This is a genomic window from Arenibacterium halophilum (genome assembly GCF_005938225.1).
GTDB lineage: Bacteria > Pseudomonadota > Alphaproteobacteria > Rhodobacterales > Rhodobacteraceae > Arenibacterium > Arenibacterium halophilum.
The window spans coordinates 35,765-50,922 of record NZ_VCPC01000008.1; the positions used below are offsets into that span (position 1 = coordinate 35,765).

Annotated in this window: 14 protein-coding genes and 2 pseudogenes; 8 read left to right on the forward strand and 8 right to left on the reverse strand. The window is 56.6% G+C overall.

All coding sequences use genetic code 11. The annotated features are described in order from the left end of the window. The first annotated feature begins 7 nt into the window (after positions 1–7). Positions 8–778, forward strand: coding sequence for a sulfotransferase family protein (locus tag FGK64_RS21425; protein WP_138865908.1), 771 nt, complete (start codon positions 8–10; stop codon positions 776–778). Here the strand turns inward: FGK64_RS21425 and FGK64_RS21430 are convergent. The 3 genes from FGK64_RS21430 to FGK64_RS21440 all read right to left on the reverse strand — a co-directional run bounded on the left by FGK64_RS21430 (position 772) and on the right by FGK64_RS21440 (position 3,804). Then, complete coding sequence (locus FGK64_RS21430) at positions 772–1,716, reverse strand: sensor histidine kinase (protein ID WP_138865909.1); 945 nt, start codon at positions 1,714–1,716, stop codon at positions 772–774. The two genes, FGK64_RS21425 and FGK64_RS21430, sit on opposite strands and share 7 nt — an antisense overlap. A 97-nt stretch (positions 1,717–1,813) precedes the next feature. Further along, positions 1,814–2,554 (reverse strand): Crp/Fnr family transcriptional regulator, encoded by a 741-nt coding sequence (locus FGK64_RS21435; RefSeq protein ID WP_138865910.1) that lies wholly within the window; start codon positions 2,552–2,554, stop codon positions 1,814–1,816. Between the two features lie 848 nt (positions 2,555–3,402). Next, positions 3,403–3,804: a hypothetical protein gene (locus FGK64_RS21440; RefSeq protein ID WP_138865911.1), complete on the reverse strand. Its 402-nt coding sequence runs from the start codon at positions 3,802–3,804 to the stop codon at positions 3,403–3,405. Positions 3,805–4,419: 615 nt separating this feature from the next. On the opposite strand from FGK64_RS21440, the gene FGK64_RS21445 reads away from it, so the two are divergent. Next, the gene (locus FGK64_RS21445; RefSeq protein WP_138865912.1) at positions 4,420–4,836 is read left to right on the forward strand and encodes a VOC family protein; all 417 of its coding nucleotides are present in this window, start codon (positions 4,420–4,422) and stop codon (positions 4,834–4,836) included. A gap of 323 nt (positions 4,837–5,159) precedes the next feature. On the opposite strand, the gene FGK64_RS21450 is transcribed toward FGK64_RS21445, so the two are convergent. Continuing rightward, complete coding sequence (locus FGK64_RS21450; RefSeq protein WP_138865913.1) at positions 5,160–5,354, reverse strand: hypothetical protein; 195 nt, start codon at positions 5,352–5,354, stop codon at positions 5,160–5,162. A gap of 504 nt (positions 5,355–5,858) precedes the next feature. Between FGK64_RS21450 and FGK64_RS21455 the strand changes: the two genes are divergently transcribed. The 3 genes from FGK64_RS21455 (at position 5,859) to FGK64_RS21465 (ending at position 10,107) form a co-directional block, all read left to right on the forward strand. Beyond that, on the forward strand, positions 5,859–6,128 hold the full coding sequence (locus FGK64_RS21455; protein ID WP_138865914.1) for a hypothetical protein: 270 nt from the start codon (positions 5,859–5,861) through the stop codon (positions 6,126–6,128). A gap of 885 nt (positions 6,129–7,013) precedes the next feature. Continuing rightward, on the forward strand, positions 7,014–9,029 hold the full coding sequence (locus tag FGK64_RS21460) for an AAA family ATPase (protein WP_138865915.1): 2,016 nt from the start codon (positions 7,014–7,016) through the stop codon (positions 9,027–9,029). A gap of 547 nt (positions 9,030–9,576) precedes the next feature. Further along, positions 9,577–10,107 (forward strand): hypothetical protein, encoded by a 531-nt coding sequence (locus FGK64_RS21465; RefSeq protein ID WP_138865916.1) that lies wholly within the window; start codon positions 9,577–9,579, stop codon positions 10,105–10,107. A gap of 184 nt (positions 10,108–10,291) precedes the next feature. Here the strand turns inward: FGK64_RS21465 and FGK64_RS21470 are convergent. Beyond that, positions 10,292–10,747, reverse strand: a pseudogene (locus FGK64_RS21470) (transposase); the annotation flags it as partial. Further along, a pseudogene (locus tag FGK64_RS22385) lies at positions 10,733–10,822 on the reverse strand (IS6 family transposase); the annotation flags it as partial. The pseudogenes FGK64_RS22385 and FGK64_RS21470, both read right to left, overlap by 15 nt. 229 nt (positions 10,823–11,051) lie before the next feature. Here FGK64_RS22385 and FGK64_RS21475 point away from each other — a divergent pair. Both FGK64_RS21475 and FGK64_RS21480 read left to right on the forward strand, forming a co-directional pair. After that, positions 11,052–11,999 carry a diacylglycerol/lipid kinase family protein gene (locus tag FGK64_RS21475; protein WP_138865917.1) on the forward strand — a complete coding sequence of 316 codons (948 nt, stop codon included), beginning with the start codon at positions 11,052–11,054 and terminating at the stop codon, positions 11,997–11,999. Further along, on the forward strand, positions 11,996–12,805 hold the full coding sequence (locus tag FGK64_RS21480; RefSeq protein ID WP_138865918.1) for a metallophosphoesterase family protein: 810 nt from the start codon (positions 11,996–11,998) through the stop codon (positions 12,803–12,805). The genes FGK64_RS21475 and FGK64_RS21480 overlap by 4 nt, the downstream gene beginning before the upstream one ends. A 662-nt stretch (positions 12,806–13,467) precedes the next feature. Here FGK64_RS21480 and FGK64_RS22260 read toward each other — a convergent pair. After that, positions 13,468–13,614, reverse strand: a complete 147-nt coding sequence (locus tag FGK64_RS22260) for a hypothetical protein (RefSeq protein WP_171054186.1) — start codon at positions 13,612–13,614, stop codon at positions 13,468–13,470. 27 nt (positions 13,615–13,641) lie between these two features. Next, positions 13,642–13,869: a DUF1403 family protein gene (locus FGK64_RS22650; protein WP_342773977.1), complete on the reverse strand. Its 228-nt coding sequence runs from the start codon at positions 13,867–13,869 to the stop codon at positions 13,642–13,644. A 125-nt stretch (positions 13,870–13,994) separates the two neighbouring features. Between FGK64_RS22650 and FGK64_RS21490 the strand changes: the two genes are divergently transcribed. Beyond that, positions 13,995–15,152, forward strand: a complete 1,158-nt coding sequence (locus tag FGK64_RS21490; protein WP_138865966.1) for a tyrosine-type recombinase/integrase — start codon at positions 13,995–13,997, stop codon at positions 15,150–15,152. Positions 15,153–15,158 lie beyond the last annotated feature (6 nt).

Here is a 15,158-nt window from a genome sequence, read left to right on the forward strand (position 1 = left end):
TTCCACCATGAGACGATACCTTTTCATCGGCGGCCTTCATCGGTCCGGCACCAGCCTCTTGGCGCGCCTTGTCGGAAAACATCCTGATATCTCTTCGGTTTCCGGCTCGCCGGCACCTGAGAACGAGGGGTGCTATCTGCAAGGTGCGATACCCCACACAGCCTTGCACGGCCGCCCGATGCACTTTGCGACGGATCGGGATCAGCATCATGTTGAAGGATGCAGCTACGATACATTGGAGGTTCGTGAGCGGATTGAGGCCGATTGGTCCAAGTGGTTCGACCCATCCACACCTTGGCGGGTCGAGAAGTCGCCCGTCAACCTGACGCGGATGAGACTATACCAGCAGCTTTTTCCAATGTCGCAGTTCCTCGTCATCATGCGTCACCCGGAACTCGTGGCAGCAGCGGTGGCCAAATGGGTAGACGAGGCACCAACGGCACTGACCGCTCATTGGATCGCCGCCCACCAGCAGATGTATGGCGACCTGCCCTATCTGCATGCCATCTGTGTAATTCGATACGAAGACTTGTGCAGTAATCCCGATCGCACGGTTGCAGGTATTCACCGGTTCATGGGCTTAGAAGCGACATCTGACAGCTATGTTGCTGAGCTCCGAGCCGGCAACGAGGATTACGCGCACCCGTCAGGGCTAAGTGATGAGCTTACCTGCTGGGGATACGGACCAGGTGGCCAAGTGAAGCCTTGGTCTCCAATTGTGCGCCACCCACTCAGGTCGATACGGGAACACGTGGTGCACACCCTATCCGGTCAATAGTCGTCAAGAGGAAGACGCATATCAATATGCAGCCACCCATTCTCGAAACGCCGCACCTTTTCAGCCCTCAACTGCATGGCAGACGCCTGAATGAGGCGAGACCCGAACCCTTTTTCTGCATCGACGTCGTAGTCCGGGACCAGTTCGCGCCAATGAATTTCCACGCCGCCCTCATAGGGAGACCACTCGACACTCATCGTTCCGTCGGTATGTCGCAGTGCGCCATATTTAGCAGAGTTCGTCACCCACTCGTGGAAAATAAGAACGAGGGACGTGATGGCCTTCGCGGGAATGAGAACCTCGGCGCCTGACATCACGATGGTCTGGCGGCTCCGCGCCGGAGCGAGGACTTCGTTCAGCAGCGCGCCCAGTGGGATCGGACGGGACGCGTCGGTCTTCACCATGAGCGAATGGGCACGGTCCAAAGCTGTCACCCGATCGCGCAGGTTCGCAACCAGTTCATCTTTGTCCGAACTCTCGCGGGATGCACTGGAAATCATCGCCGCGACCAACGCGAAAAGGTTCTTGATCCGGTGGTTCATCTCGGCGAGGTGCAGCTCACGCTCAGCCAGCAGTTCTTGCTCCGAGGTGACGTCGAAGCTCACGCCAATGACCTTGTCGCCGTCGGGCTGCGAACGGAACTTCGCTACGCCACGCAGCCACCGTCCACGACCCGACGGCAAGACCAGCTTGAATGTCTCGTCGTATTCATCCCCTTCGGCAGAAAGACAGTCGAGCGCACCGAACACGCGCTCTCTTTCGCTCTCATCTATACGCTCGACGACAATATCGCGTGACAGTGCATCGTCTTCGGACAGCTCAAAGAGCTCTCGGCAGACATCGTCCAGCCGGAGCGTTCCACCATCCACGGAATATTCCCACCGCCCGATGCCAGCAAAGCCGAACGCGTTTTCCAAGTCGGAACTGATAGAGGACATCGGGGCATAATCCAGTTTAATCGAGGGTTGTCAGGCGTCCGAAGAACGACTTCGGCCTCTGCCCCAATGTTAACTTTCATGCTCCAGAGTCAACCGATCAGGTGAGCTTGAGCGGCCCCCGGCCATAAAGGTAGGCCGGATCGAACGCGCCCAGCTCTTTCAGCAGCGTCTTGTCAAGGACCGTCACCTGACCGCGCGAGATATCGACCACACCGGTTTCACGCAGTTTCTTGACGACCCGGTTCATATGGATGCTGGTCGTGCCGCAGGCGTCCGCCAGCTCTTGTTGCGTCAACGGCAACGAAAAACCGTTCTCGCCCGCCAGATCGACGAAATCGAGCCGCTGCCACAGTTCCGCAACCAAATGAGCTAGGCGGCCGTCGGCACTGAGGCGTTCCAGCTTCATGATCCACTCACGATGCATCGCGGCATCCAGCAGTGTCGAATACCATAGCATCCGTGCGAGGGTCGGTTCGGTCTCCAATATCTTCTGGATGCGATCATGCGGCGCAAAACCGATTTGCACAGAGCCGATTGACACGACATCGTGATCAAGGCGCTTCAAAGCAAAACCGTGCAAATCCACGAAATCGCCCGGCACGTGCAACGCAACGATGTGGCGTTTACCGTCTTCGTGGATCACGCGGGCCACTGTGCCTTCGATAAGGATCGTGCTCTGATCGACAACGTCGCCTCGGTTCAGGATTGTGTGCGGCGCGGTGAATCGCTCAACCTTATCGACCAGACCTTCCAGCAGTCCTTTCTCACGATCCGAAAGGGCATCTCTCGAACGGCCCTGCAAGAACCGCCGCGTGTAGGGGAAGGCTTCCTCTGTCATGATATTATTCCTCCCCCTCTAAGAGCACCGCTCACCGCTCGGCCACTAACATAGGTTAACTTCCAAGGCCACTAGACTCGCTGCCTCTACGATCACAACGGCTTCAATGCAGGCGTGTTCCGAGAATTTCGTAATCGCAGTCGGACAGATTAAGTCCATAGATTTGCCCATAAAAGGTTGGATGGTACCAACTGACAAACGAAGAATTTTTCTATGTGAAACGGCTACAGACCTAAGCCCTAGTCTCTCCGCGATGCAGTCAGTTCTACACAGGCAAGGGGACGGATGTCACGGCAAGCGGTCCTTGCTGCAGGTTAATAGGCACAACTTCCGGACAGCTACATGAAACGGCAAAGCCCTATTGGAAATGGTATCTACGACAGAGCACAAGCTCGCTAATGCTTGTCGATTGGTCGTCCAGGCGCCGTCCACACATCCCACATTAGCCGCGCCGGGCAATACTTACTTTCGAAGAGATATGGGCTGGGAGTTTCGTCACAGAACCGGTTGTCTGCCTCTCCAAGGACCCGCAAAAAATCCAGCTGTTTGCGGCGGGAACGCCCACCTTGGCTCTTACCTCCTGTCTAGGACTTCGGAGATTGTTGGCTCACCCCAAAACAACCGAGTACCACTGATCGAATTCCAATCAAACGGCAAAACCAAAAATATCACATAATAACAACAACTTAACGCCCACTCCGAACCAACGCTCCACGAAAAACCCTACAAGACTCTATAAAATTTCAATGGAATAGGTGTGGTTTACGTAGGGGTTCACCAGCCACGGCGTCCTCGCTGCAGCTGATAAAGGCGATATCATACGGCGCCGCGCCCCGCCGCAGAACGTGTCACCTCTGAGCCCTGACAGCGGTGCGGACCAAATCCAGAACGCCACCCAAGGCGCTTTTGATTTCGGGAGACAGATTGCCGCCCTTGAGCGCCGCCAAGTACAAGACCATGCGTAGCGCGAATGCGACCTCTGGTTCCTCGGGATTGTCCGGATCCACTCTGATCGTGAACTCTCCATTGGCATACTCACTTACGTAGCGGCTGATGAATATAGGCTCATCCACGTCAAGAACTCTAATCAAGGGGAACAGCTTCTCATGAGGCAGTTTGAGCACGTCCTGGCGGATCAACTTGACAACGTTGCTCGCCTTAAAACCAGCCTTCTCTGCGATCGCGCCGTCGGACAGGCCAGACCGCTGGATCGCATCGTTCAGCATTGTGTTGAAGTTATCAGATGGCATCAGAATTCCCTTTGTTTTTTCACTGATGCGCTGTGATAGTCGTTGAGCAATCGTCCTCGCTGTTTCGCCTCCAAAGTTGTCTTAGACCCAAACGTTCAGGCGAGCAGCACTAGCTCTCTAACGAGCGCGATCCAGAGTCCAACGCTTCGCCTACGGTCGACGCTGGGCGGTACGGGCAATGCGACGGTGCGCGACACTGTCAGGACTTCTGGCACGCGAGCGACTGACGCCTTCCGATCCGAGCAAAACCATGACGCTTGAGGTCTGAGCCTCATACGGCCTTCCCGCAGATATTCTGGATGCCAAGGAGGAGACTAGATAGGATTTCTATTCGGACGGGCTTCACCACGATCCCGAATTTCACATGTTTTGGACAGCTCAGACCAGGTTTCAGCCCGAGTTGTGGGATGTGCTGTGAGATAAGGTGTTTGAGAAGTTTCCCGCTAAACCGCCCAAAAAAAGCAACGCCACCAGCAACCAGCACTTTAGTCCTGAAAGTGGGCCATGCGGACAGAGTGAGCTTTCGCTGCGCTTGTTGCAATGACCGCTTCGGATGGTGCTACTCTCCCGTTCAACGACGGCCCATCGCAGAGAGTCTGAGAGGAAAACCACAAAATGATTGCCTACGTCACCGTTGGCGCAGATGACATCGTGAAGGCGGAACGCTTCTACTCAGCATTCCTGCCAAGTCTTGGCTACCGGCTGGAAAAGTATCATGGAGACCTGAGTTACATCTTGCCGGCTGAAAAAAAATACTCCTTTGTTCAGCCCGATTTCTACGTCAAATCCCCTTTCAACGGGCAATGTGCATCGGCTGGGAACGGCGTAATGGTCGCGTTCCAGGCGGGTTCGCAGAAGCAGGTCCGCGAGCTTCATGCCGCTGCGTTAGCCGCGGGCGGAACCAACGAGGGGCAGCCTGGCTTCCGTGCCTCGCATGGCCCCCACTTCTACGTGGGGTATGTTCGTGATCCACAAGGCAACAAGATCGCGCTCTTTTCCAGCGATCCTAATGAACCTGCGCGCGATGGATAACTGTAGGCAACAATCTCGGCACTGGTAGAGTCCTAAGCGGCAGGTCGGGCCGCGCAGCGCGGCGCAGAGGAGGTCACCCGCCTCCCGGCGGAAAAACCATAGCGTGGCAACTTAGCAAGGTCGCCGAATTCCCCACCTGCAAAGGGCTCCGCACCACAAGGACCGCTGAAAACATTCGGAAGAACAATGTGAAGAGCTGTTCATACCTACCCAACCCTTGTAGTTGATCAGGTCTAACACCCTATGCCAACTTGCAGGTGAACACGGTCAAGGCAGCAGTCCTTTAGCCGACCCTAAGAGCATGCGCGGGGTCAGTTGTAACCTCAGTCCAAGCCTGCAACCTTTTGCACGCCACGCATAGTCATCTTGCCAACGCCCACCGTCCCATTGACCGCTGTCTTGGTGACGAAGCCAACGGTCGAGCTCGTGTTGTGGGCCACCTGGTCCGTCGTGCAGACCGAGACGGCCACTACCGCGCCAATCAGCCCAACGCTCACGATGTTCCGAACTTTGATCATGTCATGCTCCGTTTTCGAATGTTCCAGCCGCATGTAAACAGGTCCTTTTGCGGCATCGCGGCTCCGGTGACCGGCCCCACACCCGCTTTCGTGAGATGATGCGGTTATAGCAGATCGCCATACCGCAGAGCTGCAGCCGCGTTATCACCATCGGTGCGCAATACTCTCTGTGGCCGAGGCTTGGCTTCCGTTGGATCAATGCCCTGCAACGCGACATGCCCGACCTGTCGATCCGAACTGAGCTGGGCATGGCTGATCGCCTGACCCGATTTCTGACTGAAGGGGTGTTCAAGCCCCGCTTTTATACACTCCGCAGCTGCGCCCGAACCTGATTGCTGAAAAGGCACTGGAAGACGAACTGACCATGGCCGCGTCCTACCCCGACGCCACGCCCGAACCTGACCGGGATATGTGTTTGTCGATTGGGGGCCCGAGTTCACCCACGCGCACGCCTTGGCCCTGCCCCGTCTGAAAAATGCGGGCCTTGTAATGTGCCTAGGCGCATTGGCCGCCGATTACGTCGCTAACCGCAGGGCTTCTGCCTACCTGCCCGCGCGGGCCGTCAAGCGTCGGCTGGATGCCTGGACCCTGCATGTGGTCGCCGATGCGCCGCGGTTCCCCTACCCCGCATGGATCGTCTGGCGAGATGATATCGACCCGGACATTGCAGCAACCGCCCGCACATCCTTGGCAGCTATCGTGGCAGACGCCGAGAACGAACAGGAAACACTTGTCAGGAGTTTGGAGGCAATGAAAGGCCAAGACGCTGGCTGAGCCCGGCAGGTTACATGGGCTTCAAAACGCGATCTACTGTCCCCTAAACCGGTCCGGTTATACCAAGGATTTGGTAAAATTTCGCCCGAGAGCACCGCAATCCGGAGCGTTCGCCTTGGGTTTAAGGGGCAGTAGATTGCGTTCCTGAATACTATATATACACACCATTTTGATGATTTACCTCGAAAACCACTACATATAGACACCGCGGCACACTCCGAGCCCCCCTTTTTATATTTTTTTTCTTTAAAGAATCTAAACCCTACTTAACTGTAGGATTTAGTAAGAAAAAAGAAATTTATGAAAAGGGGGGCTTGATAGGCGGAATGTTCGGAACCCCACCTTCCACGTTCTACCCTCCGGATTCCAGCGACAGCGGGACTCCACCAGACAATCCCTCGGGAGATTTTCTGAGTCCTACGTTGCGTTAGACGCTTCGCCCCAAGAACCCGGTAAGCGTTGAGAGACCAGCCTGCGTCGGTTCTTGCCAAATCTTCCTTCGATCACACAATCCTATGGCAAATCATCCCGCTTACTAAACCAGACATTCCTGTCGCGGCCACCTCACGACCTTTTTAGGCGCGACGTCCTGGAAGATACTGACATGTCGTGCAGGATCTTCCGCTCGCTGCTACAGGCGCTGCACACTGCCGGAGCTGATCGAGCAAGGCAGCACCGCGCCTACGACCGATCGGAACCCATTTAAAAGCAGAACTTTTTCGAAATTTTGCCGCCAGGACGGTTGTAGCCCGCGGCCCTCCGCACCACATCTATCAAGTACTTCCCGAGCGCGGGCATGAGGTCGCCTGTCCTCCTCTCAACCGCTGGGAAGACCTTTTGTTATGTTTGGTATGAGTTCAGGCGCCTTGGCGCCATAAGGTAGATATGACGTTGCCCCCTTGCCCAAAGACCGATGAGCCCTTCGCAGAGATCATTGCAACTGAAGCACCCAACATCTGCATCATCGGCGGACCCGGCACCGGAAAAACCTTCGCACTCCATCATCGAGTTGCGCGGATACTTCGAGACCTGCCACGTGAGCGCCGCATTTTGGTTCTGACCCCCACTTGCAGGGCAGCACAGGCCCTCATGAGATTCCTTCAAAAATCCGGCGCCAGCAACATAACTGCCGTCGATGCGATGCCGTTTCGGGACTTTGCGGTCGAGCACATATCCGTCAACCGCGGCAACAAGGTTGACGACGATAGCCCAGTCAGTTCGGCCACTATCTGCAAGGTAATCCCTCGGTTCATGCTAGAGCCGATAATCAGCGACCTTGCTCTTGACCATGGCACCACGGATCAGGTCCGCCAGCGCATCGAAGACTATGAAACTCAGGTGGCCGCACTGAAACGGCCGGTTCTATACGGCTTTCCAAATGAAGCGAAGGGCTCGTTCGAGCACGATTTCCATCTCACCCTCATTGAAAGCGGCGCGATGCTCCAAGGAGAGATAGCGGCGCTTCTGCTCCAAAACTTGCGAGCATGCAGTGAGCGTTTTGATCGCTATGCATACAGCCACGTCTTGGTCGATAACTTTGAAGAGTTGACCGGCGCGGAGCAGGGAGTAATAAACCACCTCTCGAAGAACATGGATGTTACGATATGTTCGAACCCAGCACCGTTTTCCGTACCGGCCCTAGCCAACCCCGATGGCGCTATTCGGTGGTGCGCCAAGTTTACCAATTGCATGAAATGGCATCTGGAAGTTTGCTACCGCAGTCCGCAATCTGTTGCCAGACTCCTTCAAAACCTCTCGCAGGAAAATCACGCGGTCAAGGTGGCGAGTGCCGTTCCCAGGTCGGAGAATCCGGGAGGCAACGTCTTGGTTCATCGATACGCGACGCTGAAAGACGAGGTGAATGGCCTCGTCCGGGATGTCGTCAAACTTCTCGCGAAAGGCGTCTCGCCTTGGGAGATCCTGATACTCTCGCAAGACCCAAGGCAGGGTTTGCTGCTACATACGGGACTGAGCCGAGCAGAAGTTTCGTCATCGGTTGAATATCTGTCGCAGGCACTAGAGAACAAGAGTGTCCAAAGGTTCTTAACCTTCGGCAGGTCTGATCCGATGTCCCGACGATTTTCTCTTGGCTCTGGCCATCCAGAATGGAGAGCGAGATCCTACAAACGCATTTTGGACTATTCTCGCAAGTACACAGTGGACGTAGGAAAAGTCATCGATAAGGTAGAGGATGGTGAAACAGCAATTCGCGACGTTAAGGCAATTCTAAAATATAACAAGAATGTGCGCACCGACTGGATTGCTGAACAGAACGTGGTTCACGATTTGGATATTGGTCAATTATTCATGGATGATTGTGAAAACGGATCTGAAGCGGCCATGGACTTGATCGACACTTTCTTTCCGACGAGCGCTATACAGCTAAGCTCGTTAAGAAGTTTGGCCATTGCTAAAGCAGATCACGTACACAATGCCGAAAAACTTCGCTTGGAGAACCTTCTACACGAAGTTCGAGAAGCTGCTTCTCGCCAGGAACGCATAGACCCGAACTCTGCTACAGTCAGGATTATGGCGATCGACAGGAGTACTGACCTCGAAGCTCCGTACATATTCGTACCAGGCCTTTTTGAATTCGCATCGGCGGGTCACGCGGAGTACAGCACACTTCGCGAAACAACAGCAAACCGTGCCGCGAAGGACAACAGTGCCCTTCAAACAGCGGTGTCACGCCTCGCTTCAACAGACAGGAATCTGAACTCTGGTCGGATCACGTTCAGCTTCCCTGAACAAGTACCTTCTTTGATGGTTCAGGAGCCCGATCAAAAAAGAGGTGAATCCGGAGATCGACAAGCGTGCGTGCAACCCAGTTCCGCACTGCTGTCGCTACAGCGCGAGTGGGCGCGCATCGAAAGCGACCCACCGGAAAGATATTCCGTTTGATCACCTCAGCCAAGGCTGTAAGCCAAATCTTTGCGACGGACTGTTTACCCAAATTCCCCGTCTCAGGACTAGTTCAAGTATACACTCGGGATCATAGGAGCCCTTAGCGTGTATCGGTGAGCAAGCGATCGTCGTGCGCGCCGACACAAAATTGAAACGAGCCCAAGCAAATTTCCAAACGAAAAAGAAGGTACGCACTGTGGAACGAGTCCTAGAGTTAAGCCGAGCTGAGCAGAAAAGAGAAAGGTTCATAACCGCGCTAAGCGACGCACACGTCGCTGGATTCGGCTCGATCCTTTCAAAGAGAACAGGGATCTCGATTCAGACAATGATGACAGAGCCCCCGGAAAGGTTCCAGCCCAAACCTCGACCCCAAGGTGGGCGCCCCCGCGCCAATGTCTTGGCCCATAGAAACGCAAAGAGGAAGTTATCCGAATATCCAAGGGAAACGGAAAATCTGGAAGCCGAGAGAAAGAAGATTTTAAATCGATTTGCAATATGGGAAAAAAGATATGGGAATAGAAGGTCCAGTACCGGATTCAGCCACATGGATTTATTGACGTCTCCTAAGCTAGAGAACAATGGCCGCCCGACGTGGACTGTGTATCGAGCCGCTGAATACACCTCAATCCTCATGGGGCAAAAGCACCCGGAGAAGAAAGAAAATCGCGAAGGATATGAATACCATTACCAGACATTCGACTGGGAGGTTCGGGACCTTTGGAGATATCTCAACCAGTTCATCGAGTTGACCGCAAGGACACGAAACGGGCCTAAGCCGAATGTCGAAAAGTTGTTCAAGACCGCACTATCCGCCTATGCCACCCGTAGACTCATGTTGCGCCATGGAGGGAACTACAAGGTGCGGCTATCTGCTGTAGAGGTTAGTCAATCTTGGTACCTCATTTTTGGAGAGGACGAAAGCGAGGACAACATCAAGAAATATTTGCCAAGGCTGGCTCACCCCCTGAGAATAATAAACCAATTCTTCGAACCTTTGCAAAACTCGCGCCTCAGGCCGTTTCATTCGCTCGGCAGAACGCTTGCGTATCAGTTTCCCGATAGCAACTGGTACTGACTGCTGCAGACTTCCTTATAGAGTACACAAGAATGTTTGTTGCACCGTTGATGGCCGTCTGGGCCGACATCAGGGCCGGTTTCGAGCGCTGACCAGTCAACTATTGGAAAACCAGCCTGGAAAGATCGATAGTGCCCCCGCGCGTGGTGTAGGAGCGTCGACCTTCGGAGAGGTCCGGGTCTGATCAGGATGCCACGGCGGGCAACCTGCCGGTGGGATTGTCGGTGACGCGGGCCAGGGTTTCAAGGCTCATGTATCGCCGCACCACTGCCCATTCATCGTTGGTTTCGAGCATCAGAGCGCCGACGAGGCGGATGATGACGGCGTCGTTCGGGAAGTTCCCGATGATATCCGCACGTCGCTTTACCTCTCGGTTCACCCGCTCCAGCGGGTTGGTCGAAGCGATGTGGGTCCAGTGCTCTCGATGGAACGACATGTAGGCCAACACATCGTCGCGGGAGTTGTCCATCAGGGCGCCGAGCTTGGGCTGTTTCTCCCGAAGGGCGTCCGCCACGACGGCCCACTGGTTCTCGGCGTCGCCCTTGCTTTCCTGGGCGAAGACCGTCTTCAACATCGCCGCCGCTGCCGTGCGGTGTTTCGCAGGGGCATGCACCAGGGCAGAGCAAAACCGATGATATCGCCACACCGCATAGGTGATGATTTCGCGAGGAAAACGGAAGCCCTTCAGTCGTGGCAGTGAGGTCAGAATGGTCAAGGTGCCGCGCTAGCCGAGAAGGACAATTCGATCAACTTGGCGGTACCCTATGCCCAGATGCGGGCCTGACATCTGTTCCCGAAGGATTTTCATCGCAACGCAACCGGATGATGCCCGATAGAACGCAAACGGTCCGGGCCTGCAGGTGTCTCGCGACTGTGAAAAGGGAACACAAGCACGCTCTGCGCGGTTATATCCCCTGAAACACAGCTGAATCGTGGTAGGTCGAATGGAAAACCGGGATAGCTCCGGCGCGGCACCATCCATTGTCGTCATCCTGAACCTGGATTCAGGAAAGGACGAAACAAAACCATCGGCCGATGAGATCCTGTCGATGTTCAGAGACCGGGGGCGCACAGCCCGGGTTGCCGCAGTGTCGAGCGGAGCAGATATTGCCGGCGAAGTTGAAAAGGCCATCAACCAGACCGGCGTCGACTGTGTCGTTGCAGCCGGGGGAGATGGCACGATTTGCGGCGTGGCAGGAGCCTTGGCAAACAGCGGCGTTGACATGGGGGTTTTGCCGCTCGGCACCTTCAATTACTTCGCGCGACGGTTCGAGATTCCAGAGGACATCCAGGGTGCCATCGACACGATTTGCAGCGGTGGAACGGAAACCATAGATCTGGGCTGCGTGAACGGTGAGGTTTTTATCAACAATGCCAGCATGGGGCTGTATCCGGCGATCCTCAAGGTCCGCGAAGATATCTATCAGCGATGGGGCCGTTCGCGACTGGCGGCCTATTGGTCGGTTGCGGTGGCGATGGCAACGGTCTATCGCCCCATGACGATGCGGATCGAGGTTGATGGCGTTCCGCAGAAAACCCGGACCCCCACCGTATTCGTCGCGATGAGCGCCTACCAACTTGATGAATTCGAAATTGAAGGCTCTGACGCCGTGCGGGCTGGGAAATTCGCGATCTACCTTGCACCCGATTGCGGACGACTGAGCCTGATCTGGAAAGCGGCGAAAATCGCCTTTCGCGGCTTGAAGAAAGAAACAGATTTCACTCTTCTGACCGGAGCGCAGGCCACCGTCGCCACGCGCAAACGTCGCCAGCTTGTCGCGATGGATGGTGAGCGCAGCCGCCTGGAAGGCCCGTTCGTATTCTCTATCATGAAGAACGCGCTGGCCGTGCGCGTTCTGACCGCCGCAGACAGGACGGATACGGCGGCATGACGCGACTGGTTCAGATCAGTGATCTGCATTTCGGAACCGTCGACCAAGAACTGATGGAACCGCTGGCCATTGCCATCGAAGAGGCGGCGCCGGACCTTGTCATTATGGCCGGAGATTTCGTGCAGCGCGCGCGTGGATCGCAATTCCGTCAAGCGGCCGCCTTTATGGAGCGACTTGGACGTCCGTGGTTGGGGGTGCCCGGAAATCACGACATTCCGCTGTACAATCTGATCCTGCGCGTGATCGATCCGTTCCGGCGCTACAGGCGGTGGATCTGCGATGATCTTCAGCCGGAGGTGGAATTTCACAGGGTCAGAATCGTGGGTTTGAACACGACCGATCCGTTCGCGCACCAACGGGGCAGGGTGTCGGAACACGACGTCGACAGGATTTCCGGGATCATTTCCTCGGATCCCGACCGGCTTGTGGTGATCGTCGCCCATCACCCGTTCCATCAGTCGCCAGAAGTTGAAAAGAAACTGATGGTCGGGGCGGGGAATGCCTTGGAAAGCTGGGCCAAGGTCGGACCCCATGTCATCATGTCAGGGCACCTGCATCAATGGCTGGTCGAGCCTTTCGTGAGGCGCAAGGGCGCGAAGATGACGCTGCAATTGCATTGCGGCACAGGCCTGTCGACCCGGCGGCGCGGCAACCCCAATGATTTTGCGATCGTCGATTGCGCAGGCACGGGCGTAACCGTCACCCGCATGGTCGCCCGGCATGGCAGGTTCACGAATGCCGGGTCCGTGCAGTATGCCCTTGGCGACACGGGCTGGAAATGCGACGGCGATCAGATCGAGCGATAAGCGCCCCCGGACCAACGGACGCGAACCCACTTCTGCCCCTTGGATCGGCGCAGAGGCAGCTACCGTTCTCATACGCTGAATCACCGCCAGACGCAGGCTTGGTCGGGCTGTTTCGCCGAGGTTATCAAACTAAGACGGCATCGCAGCGAAATGGCGCGCGTCTTTCACAGTTCAGAGTAGACTGGCTGCAATCCTGCCTCGTGGCGATAGTATCGGATGGCGATGGCACTGCGACGTCTTGCGCAGACGGAGAAGCTGTTGCGGCTGGCGGAAGGTACCGACACGAAACATTGCAATCCGCCACGAGAACGCAGGGAGCTGAAGCCCGGCATAGTTCGTTTCAGTTTTTGGAACAGCGGGTGGCTGTTTTCGGTTCCTGAAGCTCTAGCGAGAGCAATGCTAAAAGCTCGGTGCAGCCGCGCTTGTGCGAGCCGTATTACGCAAATCCATCCGTCACGATGCTCTTTGGCACAAAACCATGACGCGTCAACAGCTTGACGCCCACACGCCTGCTCCAACTCATCGGCAAAGCTGTTCAGACTGGTAAGGACGCGATGAAACAGTCTCCAGATGGGGTGGCTCAGCGCCGTGGTCTCCATAAGGGACGTTTCCGACAGCACAGTCGCGGCACGGGCCACCGGTGTCCCTTCTCCCGCATCGAGTCACGTGGCAATCTGGTTCGGCTCGAGGTTCGGCAAGGCCAGCTCCAGAACCTTGAACGACACCGGCAGTTCCACCACGCGCCACCAGGCAAGGTAGATTTCAACCGCCGGTCCAGGCAGGTCGCCGGGGGCCATCAGATGGTGCAAGACGCGCGGTTCCCCTGCCCTCCCTGGTCAGCCCGATAATGCGACACCGGCCTCAGATGCTCTCAGCGTCAAAGGGGGCCGAAACCAAGCGTGGGTCACATCCATGCGTCCCAACACAAAGTGCTGGTGGTTCAGCGCCACACCCGACAAAAACGCAACATCTTTGAGGGTTTCAGCGCGTGCGGAGGTGACCCAAGCGGTCATCCGGGGTAACGTATCGAGGTCGATGAAGTGGTCCGGTCGGGCAAATATCAGCCCATAGTGTACACATACGCGGCGCTTGTTCCCCGATAATAGCGCTCAAACCGCCCCATTCTAATACTCTAAAAAACGTCCGATAAGTTTGCATTATCGGACAGAACAATGATATGCTCCAGAACATGGGCAGTCTCACAAATAAGGGTACCAAAATCGAGGGCACCGGCGGCCGCGAGGCCGAGATTTCGAGCTCAGCGCCCCAAAACACGTCGACCGGCAAAGAGCACGACGAGATAGACGCTCCAGACCACGCGTCGATCGCGCTGCCCGCCCATGCCGGGGGCCTCGCAGGCTCCGGGACCCTCGACCGGCTGGTCGACACCGCCCGCGACTACGCGAAAGCCTCGACCGCCGAGAACACCAACAAGGCCTACGCCGCGGATTGGAAACACTTCGCGCGCTGGTGCCGCCGCCATGGGGCGGACCCGCTTTCGGCACCTTGTCCCAACCCTGAGCTCATCGGCCTCTACCTGACTGAGCTCGCAGCCCCGACGAACGGCGCCCCTGCCCCCTCAGTCTCGACGATAGACCGGCGCCTCTCCGGCCTCGCCTGGAACTATGCCCAACGTGGTCTTGCCCTCGATCGCAAGGATCGCCACATCGCCACGGTGCTGGCCGGGATCAAACGACAGCATGGGCGACCACCGGTCCAGAAAGAGGCCATTCTCCCCGAGGACATCCTCGCCATGGTCGCCACCCTGCCCCACGATCTGCGCGGGCTCCGGGATCGTGCAATCCTGCTGCTGGGCTTCGCCGGCGGGCTCAGGCGCTCGGAAATCGTCAGCCTCGATCGCGGCAAGGACGATACCCCGGATTCCGGCGGCTGGGTCGAGATCATAGAAAAAGGTGCCCTCCTGACCCTCAATGCCATGACCGGCTGGCGCGAGGTGGAGGTCGGGCGCGGATCGTCGGAGCAGACCTGCCCGGTTCATGCGCTTGAGCAATGGCTGCACTTTGCGAAGATCGACTTCGGTCCGGTCTTCGTCGGCACCTCGCGCGACGGCAAACGCGCCTACGAAACGCGGCTGAACGACAAGCATGTCGCCCGCCTGATCAAGCGCACCGTCCTGGACGCCGGCGTGCGATCCGAACTGCCCGAAAAGGAACGCCTGGCGCTGTTCTCGGGCCATTCGCTGCGGGCCGGCCTCTCCAGTTCGGCGGACGTCGACGAACGCTACGTCCAGAAGCACCTAGGCCACGCCTCGGCCGAGATGACCCGCCGCTACCAACGCCGCCGTGACCGGTTCCGGGTGAATCTGACCAAAGCTGCTGGGTTGTAGTCTTCC